This is a genomic window from Lacticaseibacillus rhamnosus (assembly GCF_900636965.1).
GTDB lineage: Bacteria > Bacillota > Bacilli > Lactobacillales > Lactobacillaceae > Lacticaseibacillus > Lacticaseibacillus rhamnosus.
In genome coordinates, this window is record NZ_LR134331.1 from 871,272 (window position 1) to 890,106 (window position 18,835).

Annotated in this window: 15 protein-coding genes, 1 tRNA gene, 1 pseudogene, 1 riboswitch and 1 other annotated feature (1 of these 19 running past the window's edge); of the genes and pseudogenes, 12 read left to right on the forward strand and 5 right to left on the reverse strand. The window is 44.8% G+C overall.

What is annotated here, in order from left to right; genetic code table 11:
• Position 1 precedes the first annotated feature (1 nt).
• The 6 genes from EL173_RS04530 to EL173_RS04555 all read left to right on the forward strand — a co-directional run bounded on the left by EL173_RS04530 (position 2) and on the right by EL173_RS04555 (position 6,908).
• On the forward strand, positions 2-1,474 hold the full coding sequence (locus tag EL173_RS04530) for a phage tail protein (protein ID WP_020752186.1): 1,473 nt from the start codon (positions 2-4) through the stop codon (positions 1,472-1,474).
• Positions 1,474-4,587 (forward strand): CotH kinase family protein, encoded by a 3,114-nt coding sequence (locus EL173_RS04535; protein ID WP_020752187.1) that lies wholly within the window; start codon positions 1,474-1,476, stop codon positions 4,585-4,587. Before EL173_RS04530 ends, EL173_RS04535 begins: the two co-directional genes overlap by 1 nt.
• Before the next feature lie 141 nt (positions 4,588-4,728).
• Positions 4,729-5,022, forward strand: coding sequence for a hypothetical protein (locus tag EL173_RS04540; protein WP_014569500.1), 294 nt, complete (start codon positions 4,729-4,731; stop codon positions 5,020-5,022).
• Entirely contained in the window at positions 5,012-5,425 is a 414-nt protein-coding gene (locus EL173_RS04545; protein ID WP_020752188.1) for a phage holin, read from the forward strand. The genes EL173_RS04540 and EL173_RS04545 overlap by 11 nt, the downstream gene beginning before the upstream one ends.
• Positions 5,426-5,439: 14 nt before the next feature.
• Entirely contained in the window at positions 5,440-5,712 is a 273-nt protein-coding gene (locus tag EL173_RS04550) for a DUF6275 family protein (protein ID WP_025014102.1), read from the forward strand.
• Positions 5,713-5,723: 11 nt separating this feature from the next.
• Complete coding sequence (locus EL173_RS04555) at positions 5,724-6,908, forward strand: GH25 family lysozyme (protein WP_020752189.1); 1,185 nt, start codon at positions 5,724-5,726, stop codon at positions 6,906-6,908.
• Between the two features lie 147 nt (positions 6,909-7,055).
• Here EL173_RS04555 and EL173_RS15380 read toward each other — a convergent pair whose 3' ends face one another.
• Positions 7,056-7,703 (reverse strand): acyltransferase family protein, encoded by a 648-nt coding sequence (locus EL173_RS15380; protein WP_323368217.1) that lies wholly within the window; start codon positions 7,701-7,703, stop codon positions 7,056-7,058.
• A 131-nt stretch (positions 7,704-7,834) separates the two neighbouring features.
• Here EL173_RS15380 and EL173_RS04565 point away from each other — a divergent pair, with 131 nt between their 5' ends.
• Positions 7,835-8,851 carry an IS30 family transposase gene (locus EL173_RS04565; RefSeq protein ID WP_019728331.1) on the forward strand — a complete coding sequence of 339 codons (1,017 nt, stop codon included), beginning with the start codon at positions 7,835-7,837 and terminating at the stop codon, positions 8,849-8,851.
• 29 nt (positions 8,852-8,880) lie between these two features.
• Here the strand turns inward: EL173_RS04565 and EL173_RS04570 are convergent, their stop codons facing one another.
• Positions 8,881-9,273, reverse strand: a complete 393-nt coding sequence (locus tag EL173_RS04570) for an acyltransferase family protein (protein ID WP_225433565.1) — start codon at positions 9,271-9,273, stop codon at positions 8,881-8,883.
• A gap of 1,240 nt (positions 9,274-10,513) precedes the next feature.
• Between EL173_RS04570 and EL173_RS04585 the strand changes: the two genes are divergently transcribed.
• Positions 10,514-10,586 (forward strand) — tRNA-Val (locus EL173_RS04585).
• Positions 10,587-10,739: 153 nt separating this feature from the next.
• Here the strand turns inward: EL173_RS04585 and EL173_RS04590 are convergent.
• The gene (locus EL173_RS04590) at positions 10,740-11,393 is read right to left on the reverse strand and encodes a hypothetical protein (protein ID WP_005688600.1); all 654 of its coding nucleotides are present in this window, start codon (positions 11,391-11,393) and stop codon (positions 10,740-10,742) included.
• A gap of 93 nt (positions 11,394-11,486) precedes the next feature.
• Positions 11,487-11,574: riboswitch (SMK box riboswitch) on the forward strand.
• Here EL173_RS04590 and metK point away from each other — a divergent pair.
• Both metK and EL173_RS04605 read left to right on the forward strand, forming a co-directional pair.
• A complete protein-coding gene (gene metK / locus EL173_RS04595) occupies positions 11,572-12,756 on the forward strand; it encodes a methionine adenosyltransferase (RefSeq protein WP_005713641.1) in 1,185 nt (394 codons plus the stop codon). (Overlaps the previous riboswitch by 3 nt.)
• A gap of 529 nt (positions 12,757-13,285) precedes the next feature.
• The gene (locus EL173_RS04605; RefSeq protein WP_005688606.1) at positions 13,286-14,779 is read left to right on the forward strand and encodes an MDR family MFS transporter; all 1,494 of its coding nucleotides are present in this window, start codon (positions 13,286-13,288) and stop codon (positions 14,777-14,779) included.
• A 176-nt stretch (positions 14,780-14,955) separates the two neighbouring features.
• Here the strand turns inward: EL173_RS04605 and EL173_RS04610 are convergent, their stop codons facing one another.
• Positions 14,956-15,426: a MerR family transcriptional regulator gene (locus EL173_RS04610; protein ID WP_005688608.1), complete on the reverse strand. Its 471-nt coding sequence runs from the start codon at positions 15,424-15,426 to the stop codon at positions 14,956-14,958.
• A 221-nt stretch (positions 15,427-15,647) separates the two neighbouring features.
• On the opposite strand from EL173_RS04610, the pseudogene EL173_RS04615 reads away from it, so the two are divergent.
• Positions 15,648-17,126 (forward strand): annotated as a pseudogene (locus EL173_RS04615) (MDR family MFS transporter).
• Positions 17,123-17,848, forward strand: coding sequence for a DUF4811 domain-containing protein (locus tag EL173_RS04620; protein ID WP_032956589.1), 726 nt, complete (start codon positions 17,123-17,125; stop codon positions 17,846-17,848). Before EL173_RS04615 ends, EL173_RS04620 begins: the two are co-directional and overlap by 4 nt.
• A gap of 64 nt (positions 17,849-17,912) precedes the next feature.
• Here EL173_RS04620 and EL173_RS04625 read toward each other — a convergent pair whose 3' ends face one another.
• Positions 17,913-18,584, reverse strand: coding sequence for a phosphatase PAP2 family protein (locus tag EL173_RS04625; RefSeq protein WP_005688613.1), 672 nt, complete (start codon positions 18,582-18,584; stop codon positions 17,913-17,915).
• A 180-nt stretch (positions 18,585-18,764) separates the two neighbouring features.
• Positions 18,765-18,835 (forward strand) — a binding site (T-box leader); it runs 123 nt beyond the window's last position.

The following is an 18,835-nucleotide window of genomic DNA, read 5'->3' on the forward strand; positions in this document are numbered from 1 at the left end:
TTTGTATCAGGTCACAATTATTAATAATGACAAGTCTATTGTTATCATGCGTCCTGGCGGCAGTAGAACAATGCTGACGTCCGCAGAAATTAAAACGGATATCAATTCAATTCCGTCATTTACGTTTAGTGTGTTGCCTAACAATCCTGGCTATAACGAGATAATGCCGATGGTCACAAGAGTGCGGGTTGTCCGAATAGATACCGGTGAGGTCCTTTTCGACGGTCGCGTTTTGGTTCCCACTAATGAAATGGCCGAAACTGGTGCTCTAGCACGTTCTTATACTTGTGAGGGTGCGCTCGCATTCTTCCACGATGTTGTACCCGGATACCAAACGTTTACCGGGACGCCTGCTACGATCATCAAGCAGCTGGTTGATATGTTCAATTCCCGAGTTGACCCATTTAAACAAATGCAGCTGGGGATTATGCCAGAATCTACACAGTCACAAACCTTAGAAACGACTCCAGAAAAAGACCTGTATGATACGCTTCATGATTTTGTAGTGACCACATTAGGATATGATATCCGCGTTCGTTCTGCTCAGAATGGACGTTTTTTAGATGTTAAGTCACAGCTTGGCGAAACTGGCAAAACAATCATTCGTCTTGGCATCAATTTGAAAGCAATGAAGGTTGAAACTGACCCTACTGGGATAATTACACGAGTTGTTCCTTTAGGAGCTGTCAAAGATAACGTGAGTTCCGAAGAGTCAGTTCAGCCTCGGGTTAATTTAACAGACGCTGGAAAATCGCTGTATGTGGATATTCCTGATTTGATAAATAAATACGGAGTCCTTGAAGGCGTACAAGTCTTTGATAATGCAAAAACACCTGAGCAACTTCAAGAAGCTGTTAATTCATGGATAAGTGGACAGCGCCCAGTTACGCGGAAGTTTTCTGTTACAGCATTAGACCTTTCCCTACTTAGGCGTGCTCCAGAAGACTTCAAAGTATACAACTTCAATCGAGTAATTAATCCGCTAACCCAAACAGACGAAACAATGCGGATCGTTGGACAAACACTTGACTTGATTCAACCTCAAAACGCTGAGCTCGTTATTGGTGATAAGTTTAAGTCTGGCGTTGATTATGCAGTCGATACTGTAGCAAAAAATCTTAATAATCAACGCTTATATGGTCAGATCCAGAAAACAGTTCTCGGCCAATCGGCCCGTATCGAATTAGTGAACACTAATGCTCAGGATGCTTTAAAAGCAGCTCAAGAAGCACAGCAAACTGTTGACAAAATACAGACAGAGTTTAGTGATGCCGACATTAATGGCATCAAAAATTCGCTGACCGATATAAGCGATAAACTCAATTCGATTACTGAAAATATTGGCGCAATTGGTAAAGACGTTGACCAGTTAAAAAAGGCACAAACGACCTCCACTGGAGCAACCCTTGCAACCATAGAAGAACGTGTCAAGAAATTAGAAGATGCTGCCAAACCGGCAGAAGGGAGCAAATAATGGTAGACAAGCAGGAACCATATCGTGATCCAGAGCATATTCCATACGAAAATTCAATTAGGGAAGACATCAACAACGGCTTTGTCGATAATATTTCTGAGTCGTTAGCCACGTGGATACGTAGCAAACAGTGGGGGTTAGACGTTCGTGAATCGCTTGCCCTTGCTGTTGAGTGGTTCAGCAAAATGAAAAATGAGACACCTCGAGGAACGTATCCAACCTTTGATGACCTCAAAAAGGCGTTTCCTAATGGAGATGGCGGTAAGAGTATTTATGCGGTTTTGGATTCCCAACGATGGTATTACTACAAAAACGGTGCATGGCAGGATGGCGGAGTTTACCAGATACCGGCAATCGATGCCGCTAAAATGGATCAGATTGGCCAATACCTCGACAATCTGTCCCGCAATAACCTCGTACCAAATGCTAAGTTTCAAAACGGGCTGATCAATAATGCTGTTCCTTCGGTTGCCGGCGTTTTGCTTTCAGTAAGTCATCGTGAGGGCACAACGTGGGTAACGGTTCAATCACCTTCCGGCACCGTCAACAATCAAGGGGTTGGTATTGTCGTCCCTAGACTGAATAGCATCGGGCAACCCGTCATTGGCACCGGTAGCTACCGTCTTGGTGTTCGCATTGTTTCGGCAGTTGATCAAAATCTGAAAATCACGCTGATTCCGCGTAAGGCAAACGGTGACTGGCTACCCAGCTTTGACTTCGGGACGTTCAATGCACATGCACAAAAAATAATGGCTGTGAGAAACAGCGCTCATATTGACGTGACGGGGCAGGAGGACAATTTCTTGATTATGGTATGGAATACAGACGGACAGCCAGTCAGCTTTTCAGCAACTGATTATTCACTCGTCAAGGAGGACGAAGTTTCAAACAATTCGGACCTAGAATCCGGATATATCGAAGCCGCAAACCGTGACAATGTATTCAGAAATTCGTTCTTCACTGAGGGGACAACCCCTTGGCAGAAGGGCGGTACGGATGTAGATTTCAGGAATGAGCTCTACGCGGACAAAAAATGGCTTCACGTGTGGACTGGAGGACACACTGGACAAAGCGTGAGCTATTTAGGTGCGGATGGTACCAAACTAGTAAACGGTGTCCGTAATACGGGTGTTCGCGGATCACTCATCATCAAGTTCAACGCTGCGAGTGTCATTGATATTCATGCTATTTTCCGTGATGTTAATGGGGCTGTTCTTGATGATGTTATCGTCAATACGGTAAAGTCGCGTGACTTGGCGGTTCCAACAAAGGTTAATTTCTTCATACCGCGAATTGGACGCCCCGATCTTTCGACAGTCCTCATCACTTTTAAGGATCATTACTCAGCCGCTTTTGACTTCAACGTCACCGAAATTGTCGGCTACCCGATCGCTTTTGAAAAACCTGACCGGCTATCTATGAACGTAGTTGACGATCCAACGCTAAAAACTGGATCGGCCTACTTCCGTACATCAAATGGCGGTGCATACTCTCCAGTAATGTTGCTAAACCATCGCTGGATAAAATATTCGTGTCCAGCCGCGTCTAAACAGCCTACATCTCGTCTCGAATACCTGTTCAATAACGAAGAGACCACAAATGATGACTTCCGTACTCACAATGTTTTGGTTGAATGTGATGTGTTGGTTGACACAACAGGAATTTACACCGTGAACGCTACCAGCTACGATTTAAATAACGCCAAGGTTCGAGATTATGTCATTACCGCTCTACCACTAACAGCTGGCGTTATTAACCATATTGACTTCATATTGCCGCGTTTCCAGCCTGATGAATTCAACTATGGTTTCGGACTTTGCTCAACATCAACGGGTGACTTGTCTTATTCAGTATCAAACATTAACATTCGTGCTGATGTCGGTATTGATAACCAAGGGGAACACGCCTTCACTAGCGGAACAAATCTTCCGGTTATCAAAATCGACGGTACTTTACCAACTCAAAAAGGCGATAAAACAACAGTAACGGTTAGAATTCTCAAAAATGGCATTGCCAAAAATTACTTCGCTAAGTTGTCTATTCAGGGCGACTCCTCGGCCACTTACGACAAGAAGAACTACAAGCTCAAGTTATACAGCGACCCTGATTGCACTGTAAAGGCCAAGTTCAAAGCAGCCCCAAGCTGGCTCAACGAGGGAACCATTGTCCTAAAAGCCAACTGGATTGACGTCACTCATGCGCTTAATATCGTCAGCGCCAAGCTGTTTGCCGAAATAACAGAGAACCGCGCGAATGTGAACTCAAATCTGCTAAACGCAAGCATGCTCGGGGAAATTCAGGGAACCCCTGCGCTTCTGTATACGAACAGCTCTTTTCACGGGTTATACACCATCAATACTGGCAAAGATGAGAATCTGTTTGGATTTGATAACGTGCCTTCAAATGCCGGTGTTCTAGAAGCACAAAATCATTTCACGGATAAAGGGTTCGGCAAGCCAACCATTGTCATCACTGATGACATCACAGCCAATCCTGATGCAGATATGGAAGTTCAAGTCGGCACGACAACTCCTGAATTTCAAGCGGCAACTAACCGACTAGCACAGTTTGTTTCGCAGTCTGACGATGCTACGTTCCACGACCAATTCAGTCAATATCTTGACCTCGAAGCGGTTATCGACTTTCTAATCTTTTACCAAGTTGCTGAATGCAGTGACTCTTATATCAAGAATATTGAGTACACCACATACGATGGCAACATCTGGCTACCAATTCCTTATGACCTTGATTCTACATGGGGTTTAAATTGGGACGGCAAGACAATATTCGACCCTGAAATGGATATGCTAAATACCGGTCTGACAAGCAAGAACTTTGCTAACTTCAAACTGAACATGCTTATGAATCGAACCCTCAAAGCGTTCAAGCCAGAAATCAAGGCACGGTATACTCAGCTGAGGACGTCTGTACTGACGCCAGACAAAGTCACCAGCATGTTCGAGGAGTTCATGGATAGTGTTGGCACTAACGCCTACGCCAAGGAACTATCACGCTGGCCTAACATTCCTTCAACGTTCTTCGATTTCAAAACGCTTCGGAAGAACGTTATCACACGTTTCCGCATATCCGATTACATTTTCAAAAATTTGTAAATCAAACAGGAGGTGATGACAATGCAAAAAAAATCAGAGATCACCCACACATACAGCACTCACCGTTGGGCTTTTTCTAATCATCAGTGACTATGTCGCCAGCAAAAGCTAGCGGCTATTTTTATGGAAGGAAGTGAGAAAGTGACATTTTTTGGATACACGATTGGTGACTGGGCAGAGGTTATATCAATCATAGGGGTGGGTGTAAGTGCGGGCAGCTGGCTGTTCAAAAAGATTGCCTTAGATCCATTACGCTCTGATATTCAAGTTCTTTCAGAGACAATTAATCGTCAGCTAAAACTGCACGAACAATCGCTGGCAGACTTGGGACAACACTTGAGGACACACGATGATGAGCTTGGCAGTCACTCGGTTAGGATTACTCGATTGGAAGACCATGTAGGCATTAAAGGAGAAGATAACCATGAAGATTAATTGGAAAGTACGAGTATTAAGCGTCAAATTCTGGCTGGCCGTTGTGCCAGCTTCTTTGTTGGTGATCCAAACGGTAGCGGCAGTCTTCGGTTACAACTGGGACTTTGCTAGTTTGGGTAAAGAACTCACTGCAGTGGTCAATGCAGTGTTTGCATTATTGACCATTGTCGGGGTAGCGGTTGATCCAACCACGGAGGGCGTTAGTGATAGTCAGCAGGCGTTAGCTTACCCGGCACTCATTACCACCAAGGCAGCTAAGATCAAGGCGCTAGAGGATCAGATTAAGGCACTGCAAGCGGATAAAGAGGCTGACCAGGTAACTGCTGCTAGTGAAGTGGTTCCAGAGACGTCTTCTGCAGCACCGGCGGAGTCAGCTCCGGCATCTTTTGCTCCACAGCAATAAGGAGGGGAAAATCAATGAATGACTTAGATTTTAGAAACACGTGTCAGCGTTTAGTTGCTGATTATGCAAATGATCACATGGATAAGACCGATGGGGACTCAATCACTCCGGATGATGTATATATCGTTTGGTCATGCAGAGCGCTTCAGAACTCAAAGGCACTGGCTAGTACAAAGGTCAGCGACGGCATGTACTACGAGATAACATACAATGGTGATAAACATGAATTGTATCTTGATGCTTACAAAAAATTTGAAAATCGTGCAATCCAAATTGATAAAGAATAAAGGAGGAAACCATGAAACTAAAAACCAAACTAATTACCTTGGTAGTCGCCTTCTTGGCGGCTATTTCTTTTGCCTTGCCATCGCAGGCCAATGCGGCCAAGGGAGATCAGGGACCTGATTGGTCAAAGTATCAGGGAGCAAGTGGACGATATGGAACAGGCCAAGACAAGTTCATCATCGCTCAGATTGGCGGTACTTACGGTGGTACTTACATCGATCAGTGGACGTACGATAGCCAAATTGCCAGTGCCAAGGCGGCAGGAAAACGTGTGCATAGCTACATCTGGTATGGCGTTGGTGGAAGTAGCCAGTTGGGGTTAGAAGCACTTGACCGTTATATGCCTCGTATCAAAGCGCAGACACCAAAGGGAAGCATCGTTGCTTTGGATTACGAAGATGGTGCTTCCGGGAATATGGCAGCTAATACGGATGCAATTTTAGCTGGTATGCGGCGCATTCATTCAGAAGGCTACACGCCCATGTATTACAGTTACAAGCCATATACGTTGGCACATGTCGATTATCAGCGTATTCTGAAAGAATTTCCTAACAGCCTTTGGATTGCTGCTTACCGTGATTATCTACCAACTACCAAACCAGACTACGGTTATTTTCCGAGTATGGATGGGGTAGCTATTTGGCAGTACACGAGCGCATTTGGGCTGTCGCAAGGCCTCGATGGTAACATTGATCTGCTTGGTGTGACCGATAATGGATACTCGAAGCAGCCAGCAACTCCGTCGGTGCCTGTAACACCGGTACCAAGTCAACCAGCGAAATCGAATGCAGCCAGTGATACCGACTATGCGCAAGCGGGTGTTTTCAAGCCGTCCACGACGGTAAACATTCGCACGGGTGCCGGAACTGGATATGCATCTGTTGGTAGCTATGCACCCGGTGAAAGCGTGATTTATGATCACGTGTATATCCGTGGCACATATGTTTGGGCACGTTATCTCAGCTATTCAGGCAGGTATCGTTATGTTGCCTTGGGCGTGAATGGTGGGGAGAGCTATGGCTCGCGTTCGTCTGGATATACTTCGCTGGTAAGCCACACGTACTACACAGTCCGATATGGTGACAGCTTCTGGAGCATTGCCAGAAAGTATGGCATCAGCATGTACACGCTGGCTGCTAACAACGGCAAATCAATCTATAGCCTGATTTATCCGGGCGAAAGCCTGTATATCAGGTAACAAAAAGGCCCTCTGCTCGCTAATGCGGGCGGAGGGCTTTCTGTATGATTTTAGAAAAGCAAACGTTTCACCGCAATGTTTAATCTTAATTATTATTTCTTCTAGGCACAAAACTTAATTTTTCTATCGCCGATGGATTTTTTTTAATTAAGCTGCATGACGCTGAACAACGGAGAGAAATAACTTAGTTAATTTATTTATGACTAAAGCAGTTACGAAGGTTGCCAGAAAAATGCTTGCTCCAAAAATAAAAGTATTGTTTATAAACAGGTATTTTCCACGAAATAGGCTAATAAATAATCCGTGATAAAGATACATCTCTAATCCAATATGTTTTGTTTTCTTCCAGAATGAGTTTTTAAAAGTAAAAGTATAACTGATCATAATAACGATGGCTGCAAATAGCAATGAACTAATTGCTTCTAATTTTCTTGACAAAAACAAAAATAGAAACAACACAAGTAAAAATATAATTGTGCCTATATATAACGACTTTGAGCGCATGACTTTCCCTAGCAATGGTTCATACAATGCCCATAGAATACCAAGAGAAAAGCAAAGAACCGTGTTGTACCAATTATGCGGGTATGAATTTAAATAAAAAAGGAGAAAAACTACTATATTACCTGTAACAACGAGCAATACTGTTGACGAAATGTGGGAACGGCATATTTTACCAGAAAGATAAAATATGAAATATAAAATTAACAGGATTTCCATAAACCAACTGTTAACAATAAAAGGATTGCCATTAATGAGACTTTTTAAAGCATCAGCAAGGCGAATTGACGACAGAACTTTATAATATCCATAGTAAACTAAAGCCCCAGTTTACAATTCAAGTGCAACACCCTGACGACTAGACCATAAAGGCCATGAAGACCTATTCTTGTTAGTGCTAGCTAAACAAGAAAGCAGGAATCTTCATGACCCACTCTCAGACTAACACCCACAAGCATTACCAACAACTCAGTTTTAGCGACCGTGCTACAATTCAGGCCCTTCAGGCTGCTGGTGACACCGCGACCGTGATTGCACAGAAGCTTCATCGCAGTAAAGCGACAATCTCACGAGAAATCACGCGTGGATCTGTAACTCAGCTCGACTCGAAGCGTCACTCGCATCAAGTCTATCTTGCGGAAACTGCCCAAGCCATGCACGACCGTAAACGCGATAGAACCGGTCACTACGCCTTTCTTAAGACCGGCCGTGCGTTCTTCAAGGCTCTCGCCAGGGAGCTTACTCGTAAGCCGCGCGTACACAGCGTTGATAGCTTCGTACACTTCTATCGCGACCAGGGCAAGGCTTGCCCTTCAACGACAACTGTGTATCGCTACATCGACGCCGGGCTGCTTGAGCTAGACAACATGACACTTCCCAAGAAGCTCCGACGCCGCATCAAAGGCTATAAGAACGCCCACAAGCGCAAGAATAAGAAGATATACGGCGACTCAATCGAGTTGCGTCCTGCGGCCGTGAATGACCGCACAGGCGTGGGACATTGGGAAGGCGACTTGGTCAAAGGTATTCGCTTAGCTGATGAGCCAGCATTAATGACGCTCACAGAACGGTACAGCCGGACTGAGATCATCGTCAAGATTCCTGACTATCATGCGGGCACCTGCCTTAAAGCCTTGCAGGACACGATCGACGACTACGGGGCCAAGGAATTTGAGAGTATCACTTTTGACAATGGTTCCGAGTTTGCCAAGTTATCAGAGATTGTTGGAACCCAGATTTACTTCGCACATCCGTACTCGCCTTGGGAGCGTGGCACAAACGAGAACGCCAATGGACTGCTTAGGGAATTCTTCCCGAAAGGGAAGTCTCTCAGAGCAGTTACCCTGGTTGAAATTCAAGCAGTCCAATCCGCACTGAACCATCGTCCCAGACGTATTCTGAACTATCTTCGCCCATGCGATTACTACCGATGCATGGCGTAACAGCCTAGACCACTATCAAGAATTCGTTATCATCGTTGCACTTGACTTGAAAATTGAGGATAGTAAACTAAAGCGCTGATAAAATATGACAGCATGAACGGCATAATACGATGACGAACGAATTGAGCAATATATGCATTCTTACGTGCTTGAAGTTGTTTAAGCAATCCGTATCCCGATATAAAAAAGAAAACCGAAACTGCCAAGCGCCCTAATGCACCAACATGTACAAGCATGGAAGACGATGACCCAATACCAAGACGATAATCACTCATAGCGATATGGCTTAGAATAACAACAAATACGAGAACGCCTTCAAGCCTTCCTGTTGTATCAACTGATAATACGCCCTCTTTGTAGTCTGAACTAAAGCGCAGACTACAAAGCAACAGGACTCCAAAAATTCCTACCAAAAAAAGCACAAAACCACCCCTAAATTTAGTCCCCAAATACTGGTACTTTTATTAGATCACAGCACTGGAAGCGAAACCTATTGTATCATAAGGATACATCGGACACCACAAAATATGACTTTGTTAATTTCAGGGCGTAGTTTCATTGCTGATTGCGTTTAGGACGGAAATGTTGATCAATTCGGTCACATATAATTTTAGCGTATTTATTCAAGATGATCACCTCAATTGATATTATACAAACAAACGTTCCTTTATAAAGCGGTTATTTTTAATTTGCTTACATTTTGCTTGCGTAATATTGCTTTCGTTTAAATTCGATACAATATCCTAAAAGCTTTTGTATTCTGAAATGGCCGATAAATGCATAAACAGTACTGTCAATATAATCCATTTAAAGTTTATGAAATGTTCCCTATATAATAGGAGAGATAAGAAGTCTTCATGGGTAAAAAGTTGCACTTGAGTTGACAATTTGTTGCTTTGAAGCACGGGCATAATGCTGTAAAATAAGATACGTAAGCAACTAAATATTTTAGTCAGCCTGTAATACCTTGTCGTTCTGCCTCCCTTGCTCAGGGAGGCTTATTTTTGTGCACAGAGTTGACAGAATCGACTCAAAAAGGCAAAAGGTTTACATATGCCGGATTAGGTAACTTACTATGAGCAAATTGTTTGCATACCCAGCATGACCATGCGATACTGACGGTGAAGGAGAAAAACTCCAATAGCTAGGAGTAAAAAGCTCCTTAGGAGTTGGCAAGCTAAGCTGCTACCCACCCCAAGAATAATCGCGCATACGGACTGTATACTGGTAGGAACCTGCCCCCTCGGCGGGTCTTCCCGATTAAAACAATTCCTTGCCAACTCCGCCCCGTTCCAACTGTGGACGGGGTTTTGCATTCATTTTTTTGATGTGCACACAATGTGCACAAAATGTTATTAAAGTCTATTAAATAGGGATCTAGTTTCGCCCTTACTCTCCGTTTTATTGTCTCTAGTTGCTTTCCATAGCTTCCCAAAACGCTGATATGACAGTGTTTTGGGATTTTTATTTTCTCTTGTTTTTGGATGTTTTAAAAATTTTGAGACTAAATTAAGACCTGCTGGACGAGACTAGATCTTTATTCTTAAAGCCTATGCTACAAAAGTAAAATTGACGCTAATTTTTATTTGTAATAAATGTTTAAAGTACTTGCCATTCTTGGCTGTCTCCGGTAGTCTTGTACAAGTAGTAAGTAATCGTCATGGAGGATTAGCTCAGTTGGGAGAGCGTCTGCCTTACAAGCAGAGGGTCACAGGTTCGAGCCCTGTATCCTCCATCAGTTTACGTCCGCTGTCACTGCGGGCGTTTTTTTGAATTGTTAAGCTAATTCAACGTCTAAACTTTGATTGTGACATCGTGAAAGTTAAAAAAATCCTCCCTAAACTGTTGAATTAAGGGAGGAGATTTAGTGTTGACGGTGGTATTTATGCTAACCATGCATGCGTGCTAAGTAGAGTAAAAGGGTCATGATTAATGGACTGAATTGATAAATGTAACGAGGCAATTTAAAGGGACGACGACTGTTAATGACGGTGACAATGATGAACATGCCGCCAATGGCAATGAAGTTTATTCGTTGCTGTACATAGCCAAGGATGGCAACGACCAGTAGAAGAATCAGATCGGTCCACTTAGGAAAACGGTTGGCCCAAAGCCCGATCAGCGCAGGTAAATAGAGAAGCGCTAGGTCTAGTAGCATGGTGCGATTGAAGAAATGCAGGCTGGCATAGATTAGCGTAATTTGAAGTAGCAGGGCCTGACCAAAAACGACAGTGTCAAGCCAGAGCGCAGGCATTTTTTGCGTCTGTAAAAGAAACGCAATGACGATTTGAACAATAATGAGTGGCAGTAGCAGCCATTGATTGATTGTGCCGATGATACCGCTAACGCCTGCTATGAGCAGTAGGAGCATAAGCTTGTTTGAACTGACGAGTGTTGTTCCAGCAAGACATATTGTCATAAACAGTAATGCGACAAGTTGAAAAGTCCAGTTGACTTGCAGCGCCATAGCAATTAAAAATGGGTAAGCAAGTGCCTGGCCTAAGAATGCGATTGCGTAGGCGCTTTGATCGATTTTTTTCAAGATGGATGTCCTTTCTATATAGCCTCATTTTACAAAACCACGTTGCCAGAGACAAAGATTTTCGGAATTTTTATATTTTTTATGTTATGCTACTAGAGTTGCAATACATTCCCGATGGGGTTCGTTAGCGATTAACGAACATGCCTTGTAACCGAAAATCATGAGGGGGAAACAAACGATGCAAGAACGCCATTTATTTACTTCTGAGTCTGTATCAGAAGGACATCCGGATAAAATTGCTGATCAAATCAGTGATGCCATTCTGGATGCAATGCTCGAAAAAGATCCGAATTCTCGAGTTGCGTGTGAAACAACTGTGACGACGGGATTGGTGTTGGTGGTCGGCGAGATTTCGACCAATGCTTATGTTGACATTCAGTCCGTTGTTCGTGGCACGATTAAGAAAATTGGTTATACAAAAGAGTCTGGGTTTGATCCGGATAGTGTCGGTGTTTTGGTTGCACTTGATGAACAGAGCCCGGATATTGCCCAAGGTGTGGATGAAAGTCTTGAGGCCCGCGATTCCGATACCGATCCGTTAGATAAAATCGGTGCCGGTGATCAAGGGATGATGTTTGGGTTTGCCATTGACGAAACCGACACCTATATGCCATTACCGATTTCGTTGGCTCATGCCTTGATGCGTCAAACGGATAAATTGCGGCACGCTGGCGAAATCAGTTATCTGCGCCCAGACGCAAAGGCCCAGGTAACAGTAGAGTATGATGATAATGAGCAGCCTGTTCGGGTTGATACAGTAGTTCTTTCTGTTCAGCATGATCCTGACGTCACACTGGAAGAAATTCGGCGTGACGTAGAGGCTAAAATCATTCGGAAGATCATTCCAGCTGACATGATGGATGATGACACGAAAATTTATGTTAACCCGACCGGTCGCTTTGTCTTAGGTGGTCCGCAAGCCGATTCCGGATTGACTGGTCGTAAGATTATTGTTGATACTTACGGTGGGTTTGCCCGGCATGGCGGTGGGGCCTTTTCCGGTAAGGATGCGACGAAGGTTGACCGCTCTGCTAGTTATGCAGCGCGTTATATTGCTAAAAATATTGTTGCAGCCGGCTTGGCTAAACGCGTGGAAGTGCAACTGGCTTATGCGATTGGCGTTGCTAAACCGGTGTCGGTATCTGTTAACACATTTGGCACCAACGTTATTTCTGAACAAGTAATTGAACAGGCTATTCGCGAGAACTTTGATTTGCGACCAGCTGGTATTATTAAAATGTTAGATCTTAAGCGGCCGATTTATGAACAAACAGCGGCTTATGGTCATTTTGGACGTACAGATGTTGATCTTCCTTGGGAGCACTTAGATAAGGTGCAAGCACTTCTCAAGTATCGAGATTAGCGAGAAAAGAGGCGGCCTTGGACGGGCGTATTCCCATCCGGGTCGTTTTTTTATGCTTTGGTAGTGTGAGATTAGCACTGGCATCGCGCCGGCTCGCGCCTCACCTAACGCGCTCCCCGGCGCAGAACCCTGCGTGTAAGGACCTTAGGCGCAATGGTCAAAGTGTGACCAGCACGGCTAAAGACGGCTTGATTTTAAGAAAATAGGCGGGAGGACGGGAAAGTTTTCTGATTTAGGCGATTAAGGGAACTGACATTGCGTTCTATAACACGCTCCCCGGCGCAGAAGTCTGCGTGTAAGGAGACCTTAAGCGCAATGGCCAAACCCGGGCCATCACGCTTAAGGCCGCTTACACTCCGACTTTTAATCGCGCCGGCTCGCGCCTCACCATAACGCGCTCCCCAGCCCAGAAACCTGCGTGTAAGGACCTTGGGCGCAATGGTCAAAGTGCGACCATCACGCCCAAGGCCACTTACACTCCGGTTTCTAACCGGGCTGGCTCGCGCTCACATTTTTTAAGGAGTAATTTATGAAGCAGAGAAAAACAAATGTTGCTGTTGTGACGGCGGCAATTTTTATGGGTACTTTTATGACCGCCATCGAGGGGACGATTGTCTCAACTGCGATGCCGACGATTATTGGTAGTTTACATGGCGTGCATCTTATGAATTGGGTTTTTTCAATTTTTCTTTTGACTAATGCGATGGCAACGCCGATTTATGGGAAATTAAGTGACAAAATTGGCCGTAAACCGGTTTTCTTGATTGGGCTGACTATTTTTGTTATCGGTTCTTTGTTATCGGGTTTGTCGCAGTCGATGGTGATGCTGATCGTCTTTCGCGCGATTCAAGGGGTCGGTGCTGGTGCCATTATGCCGGTGACGTTTACCATCATTGCTGATATTTATCCGTTTGAAAAGCGGGCTAAAATGCTGGGGTTTAATGGTTCGATGTGGGGGATTGCATCTGTCATTGCCCCGTTACTGGGTGGCTTCATCGTGGATCAATTGAGCTGGCATTGGATCTTCTTCATTAATGTGCCACTCGGGTTAATCACTTTTGGTCTTGTTTGGTTCTTTTTGCAAGAAGATCGGCGTCAGGTACGGCAACCGTTGGATATGCGCGGTACGGTCTGGCTTTTGGTTGCGTTGTTAGCACTGATGTACGGATTCCAGACGCTTGCTGAACCCAATGCGATTTGGCAGTTAGCGGGGATGGCACTTATTGCCGTTGTTGGCTTTTGGCGTTTTTGGCAGGCAGAGCGGCAGGCAGTTGATCCGATTATTGATCTAAAACTCTTTGAAAATCGCACGTTTATCATTCATAACTTGATTGCCGCGTTGATTTCAGGGTTTGTGATTGGGTTTGAAGTTTATATGCCGATGTGGATTCAAGGCATTCTTGGCATGGATGCATCACTTGGCGGTTTTGCCGTAACACCGAGTTCGTTGATGTGGGTGGTCGGTTCGTTTTTTGCCGGTAAGTTACTGGGACGTTTTCAACCTAAACCGATTCTGACAGGGGCCATGTTTTGGCTACTTGGGGGAAGCTTGGTCTTAGCGCTGGTGCCACAGTCAACGCCGTATTTTGTCTTCCTGCTAGTTGCTGGCTGTCTTGGCTTGGGATTTGGCTTGGTCATTACGATCACAACGGTTACAGCTCAGGCGGTGGTCAGCCCTGATCAAGTGGGTGTAGCGACGAGTTTTAATACGTTATCGCGGACGCTGGGGCAAACTTTGATGGTTTCCGTTTATGGGATCGTGCTTAACTTGCGGCTGACTCAAGGCGTAGCAGCTGATGGCCGGTTAAACAGTAATATGTTAAACGAACTGATCAATCCGCATACGGCAAAACAGTTACCGGCTAGCGTTTTGCCAACGTTACGTCAAATCCTTTATGAGGGGCTGCACAATATTTACTTCTTTTCAATTGTGATTGTGGCGCTCGCTTTGGTGGCCAATCATTTTGAAGCCAAAAAGGTTTTAGCAAAAGCTGCCACGCAAGAATCTGATGAAGAAGCTTGAGCTATGAAGCCGGTAGTTACGTTAGCCAGTTGTTTGAGCCAAAATTTTTCTAATCAAGCCGTTGTATTATTTAGCGGACGGGCATAAAAAAATCGGCCTTAGAGAACGTCAATTCGTTTCTCTAAGGCCGATTTTGCATAGCAGCGTTCATCATCAAGCGCGAAAAGAGGTATCAATCATTTCAGCAGGTTATCGGTCGTTTGCTGATTGATCGCGGCGGACGGTTTAATCGGCTGTTTATATAATTTAGCATTTTTTTCATTTACGACGGCCACGACATCATATGTGGGGTCATTTTCAAGAGGCCCAAAGTTTAGCAAGGTTTGCTGGTCATCGTATTGAATGTCTTGAAGGCGGGTACTCATGAGGACATGAAGCATGTCGGCTTTTTGATGCGACTTTTTGATTTCTTCACTGGCTTTAGCTAAGGTATAACCTTCATCCAGCATGGTTTTGATCATGACAATTAACGCAATATTGGACAGCGAATAACGTTTGTTGCCATTTGCTTCGTGGCGACGTGAATGAATCAGGTGCTTTTTTTCCCAATAACGAATTTGGGTAGGGGTTGCACCGGTGACACGACTTGTTTCGCCGATGCCTAGTGAAATATCGAGTGATCGCAACCGCTTATTAAACAGTTCCATGAAAATCTCTCCTCTGATGAGCGTGCGCCGGGAAGCACGTTATGGTGAGCGTGAACCAGACGAATTTGTTAAAACTGAATCCGCTGCCTTTAAAAAATATGCAGCGACTTTCAAATCACAACCTTGACAACTAGTTAGTTTAAATGTAATATAATCTCTTGTCAATATTACATTATGTGATATTAAAAGTATGAAACATTATAAAGAAATCAGGCGAAGTTATGGACGTTAAAGATATCAACGGGAAACCTGTGAACGTACCGATGATGGTGATTACCCTCATTGTCGGGACATTCATCACGGTTCTTAATCAGACAATTCTCTCCACCGCGTTTCCAACGTTGATGAAGGCTTTTGATATTTCAACCGCAACCGTCCAGTGGTTGTCAACGGGATTCATGCTGGTAAACGGTATTATGATTCCTGTTTCGGCTTATTTAAGCGCAAAAGTCCCGTCAAAATGGCTCTATATGAGTGCCATGAGTACTTTCTTTGTTGGCACGCTGGTGGCGTTTGTTGCTAATAGTTTTGGCGTCTTATTAGCCGGACGATTGATTCAGGCGATCGGCGTCGGAATTACCATGCCGCTGTTACAAAACATCATGATGTCGATTTTCCCACCAAATCGGCGTGGAGCTGCTATGGGAATGGCGGGGATCGCGATTGGGGTGGCACCTGCAATCGGACCGACACTTTCCGGCTATGTCATCGATAATTTCGGCTGGCGGGTTTTGTTCGGCATGATCCTGCCAATCGCGGCGTTGGTGATTCTTGCGGCCATGTTCTTTTTCAAAAACGTGTTACCACTTTCGAATCCGAAGCTGGATGTGCCGTCGCTGATTGAGTCGTCAATTGGATTTGGCGCTTTGTTGTACGGCTTTTCTGAAGTCGGTAATGACGGCTGGGGCGATCCAATGGTCCTTGGTTCCATTGCTGTCGGACTCATCTTCATTGTCATCTTTGGGTATCGGCAGTTGCATCTTAAGGAGCCGTTTGTCGAATTACGAGTTTTCAAGAGTAAGATTTTTGCGTTATCGACTGCTTTAGGGACGATTGCCAACATGGCGATGGTCGGCGTTGAAATGATTTTGCCACTGTATCTGCAGATCATTCATGGTAAAAGTGCCTTGGAATCAGGACTAACGCTGTTGCCAGGGGCGCTTTTAATTGCCGTGATGAGTCCCGTTACCGGTCAGGTTTTTGATCGCATTGGGGCAAAACGCTTAGCCCAGTTAGGTCTCTTCTTCCTGACGATTGCAACGTTGCCGTATTTCTTCTTAACGACGAATACGCCGTCAATCTTCATTACCGTGATTTATGCGGTGCGGATGTTTGGGATTTCGATGGTGATGATGCCATTGACCACCAACGGGATGAATGCACTGACACCTGATATGATTCGGCATGGTACCGCGGTGAATAACACGGTACGCTAGGTTGCGACTTCCATGACAACGGCGGTTTTGATTTCCGTGTTGTCAAATGTTACCAACCTCGCCAAGCCGGCTGCCAGCTTGTTGAAGCGTAATCCTTTGCAGTATAAACAGGATTTCCTCAATGCAACATTAAACGGTTACCACGCAGCCTTTTTATTAGCAGTTGGCTTTAGCCTGGTTGGCTGGGTGCTTGCATTTTTCCTGAATAGCCACGCCATGTCACAGGAAATCACGATTCAACCAGAAAAGAAGGTGAAGGCATGATTCTTTGGTTCTTAGGTCTAATGGTCATTGGCCTTTATCTCAGTTTCATCATGATGCATCGATCGGCAAAGCGGAGCACATTAATTGCCATTTTCAGTATTGGCTTGATGGGCAGTCTGTTACTGATGGTGCTTAACGATAATGCCCATTTTGGAATGGAAAAACGAACGACTACGGATGAACAAACGATTTATACGGCATCACCCAATGCGCAGATGCCAATGTTATTGAAGCAAAATGTTGGCACTGCCGGTAAGCATGTTGTCTACATCTATAAAACCGATCCTAAGAAAAAAGTGGTGCATACCAAAGCAGATCTGGCTGTCAGCAATCAGGTTGTGCAGACGACAGGAACAACGGCTTCGATGACAAGTCGCACAACTCGCTGGGAATATCAAAATAGCTTTTTCAGTGCATTGTTTAACCACCAAGGTGCAGGCCAGTTGGTGGCACAGCATAATCGACTCGTGATGCCTAAAAGTTGGATTGAGCTGACGACGACGCAAGCCAAACGTCTCGGCACTAAGCTCAAAGCCTTGCAACACCCGAATGCTCAGCAGAAAGCAACCATGGCTGCCGCGGTGAAAGCCAAAGCTGCTGAGTTGGCTCATGCGAATCCGAAACTGGCGAGCGATCAGGCTGCACTGTTGAAACAAGCACAAGCAACGGTTCAACAAGCAATGATTCAACAGGCGGTTAAAGAAGTTCAACAACAAAAATAACCGGTCCGAGTTAATGTTGATGACGATGCGACAATCAAAAAGCAGATATCAGCCGTTAAAGCTGTTATCTGCTTTTTTCATGGCGCTGATGACGGCGGGAGAAATACGGGCTAAAGTACCACCAGCTGAGCATTAATAAGGCAAACCCGAGCGCGAAGCCTGCGAAGACATCGGTTGGATAATGAACCCGCACAAAAATTCGCGAATAACCGGTCAATCCAATCATGCCGCCAGCCAATAAGGTTATCGTCCATTTAACAGTCGGTCGCCTGACAAAAGTCCATGCTAAAAGAATCAAGGTTCCATAAAACATCATCGTGCCGCTTGAATGCCCACTTGGAAAACTGAACCCGCCAGCCTGTACCAAAGCGCGAATTTGCGGGTCGGCGATGAATGGACGCGGCCGTTGGACTAGATATTTAATACCAATATTTAGAATCCCCATCATGGCACCGACACTAGCCGTAAATAAAGCGGCGATACGATAACGATAGATCAAAAGCACCCCTGCTAACCCGAGCGTTAAAAAAATCAGAATGCTCGGATTGCCCAGTTCGGTAATGACGATGAGGATTGGCTTTAGCGCATCCACATGGAACCGGGTCACAAATGCGATGACATGCTGATCAGTCGTTTGAATCCAGCTGGCTTGATTGAGGATGCCAATTAAGAAAATAATGAAGATCATAAAAGCAGTACCTGAAAAATAAAGTGGCAATGACCGACGATGCAACAAGACAACCTCCTGTAAACGTAAATTGATAACCGACTGAATACCGTTTAGTCGGCTTTTGGTTAATCCACGGTGACGCGTTGACGTTTCCGCAGATTGACAAAGAAAATAACTAATATGACTAGAATAGCATAAAGACCATTGAACACTTTCATGGTTTTTGCTATGATTGACGCAATCATCAAACGAACAAAGGAGTAGTAAGTCGGCGCGGGTTTCAGAGAGCAGGCGGTGGTGCGAGCCTGACGATGCTA

Excerpts from the sequence above, each read along its gene's own strand:
- EL173_RS04535 (WP_020752187.1), top strand. The coding sequence starts at position 1,474 with ATGGTAGACAAGCAGGAACCATATCGTGATCCAGAGCATATTCCATAC.
- EL173_RS04610 (WP_005688608.1), bottom strand. The coding sequence starts at position 15,426 with ATGGAACTGTTTAATAAGCGGTTGCGATCACTCGATATTTCACTAGGC.
- EL173_RS04555 (WP_020752189.1), top strand. The coding sequence starts at position 5,724 with ATGAAACTAAAAACCAAACTAATTACCTTGGTAGTCGCCTTCTTGGCG.
- EL173_RS04550 (WP_025014102.1), top strand. The coding sequence starts at position 5,440 with ATGAATGACTTAGATTTTAGAAACACGTGTCAGCGTTTAGTTGCTGAT.
- EL173_RS04565 (WP_019728331.1), top strand. The coding sequence starts at position 7,835 with ATGACCCACTCTCAGACTAACACCCACAAGCATTACCAACAACTCAGT.
- metK (WP_005713641.1), top strand. The coding sequence starts at position 11,572 with ATGCAAGAACGCCATTTATTTACTTCTGAGTCTGTATCAGAAGGACAT.
- EL173_RS04620 (WP_032956589.1), top strand. The coding sequence starts at position 17,123 with ATGATTCTTTGGTTCTTAGGTCTAATGGTCATTGGCCTTTATCTCAGT.
- EL173_RS04545 (WP_020752188.1), top strand. The coding sequence starts at position 5,012 with ATGAAGATTAATTGGAAAGTACGAGTATTAAGCGTCAAATTCTGGCTG.
- EL173_RS04605 (WP_005688606.1), top strand. The coding sequence starts at position 13,286 with ATGAAGCAGAGAAAAACAAATGTTGCTGTTGTGACGGCGGCAATTTTT.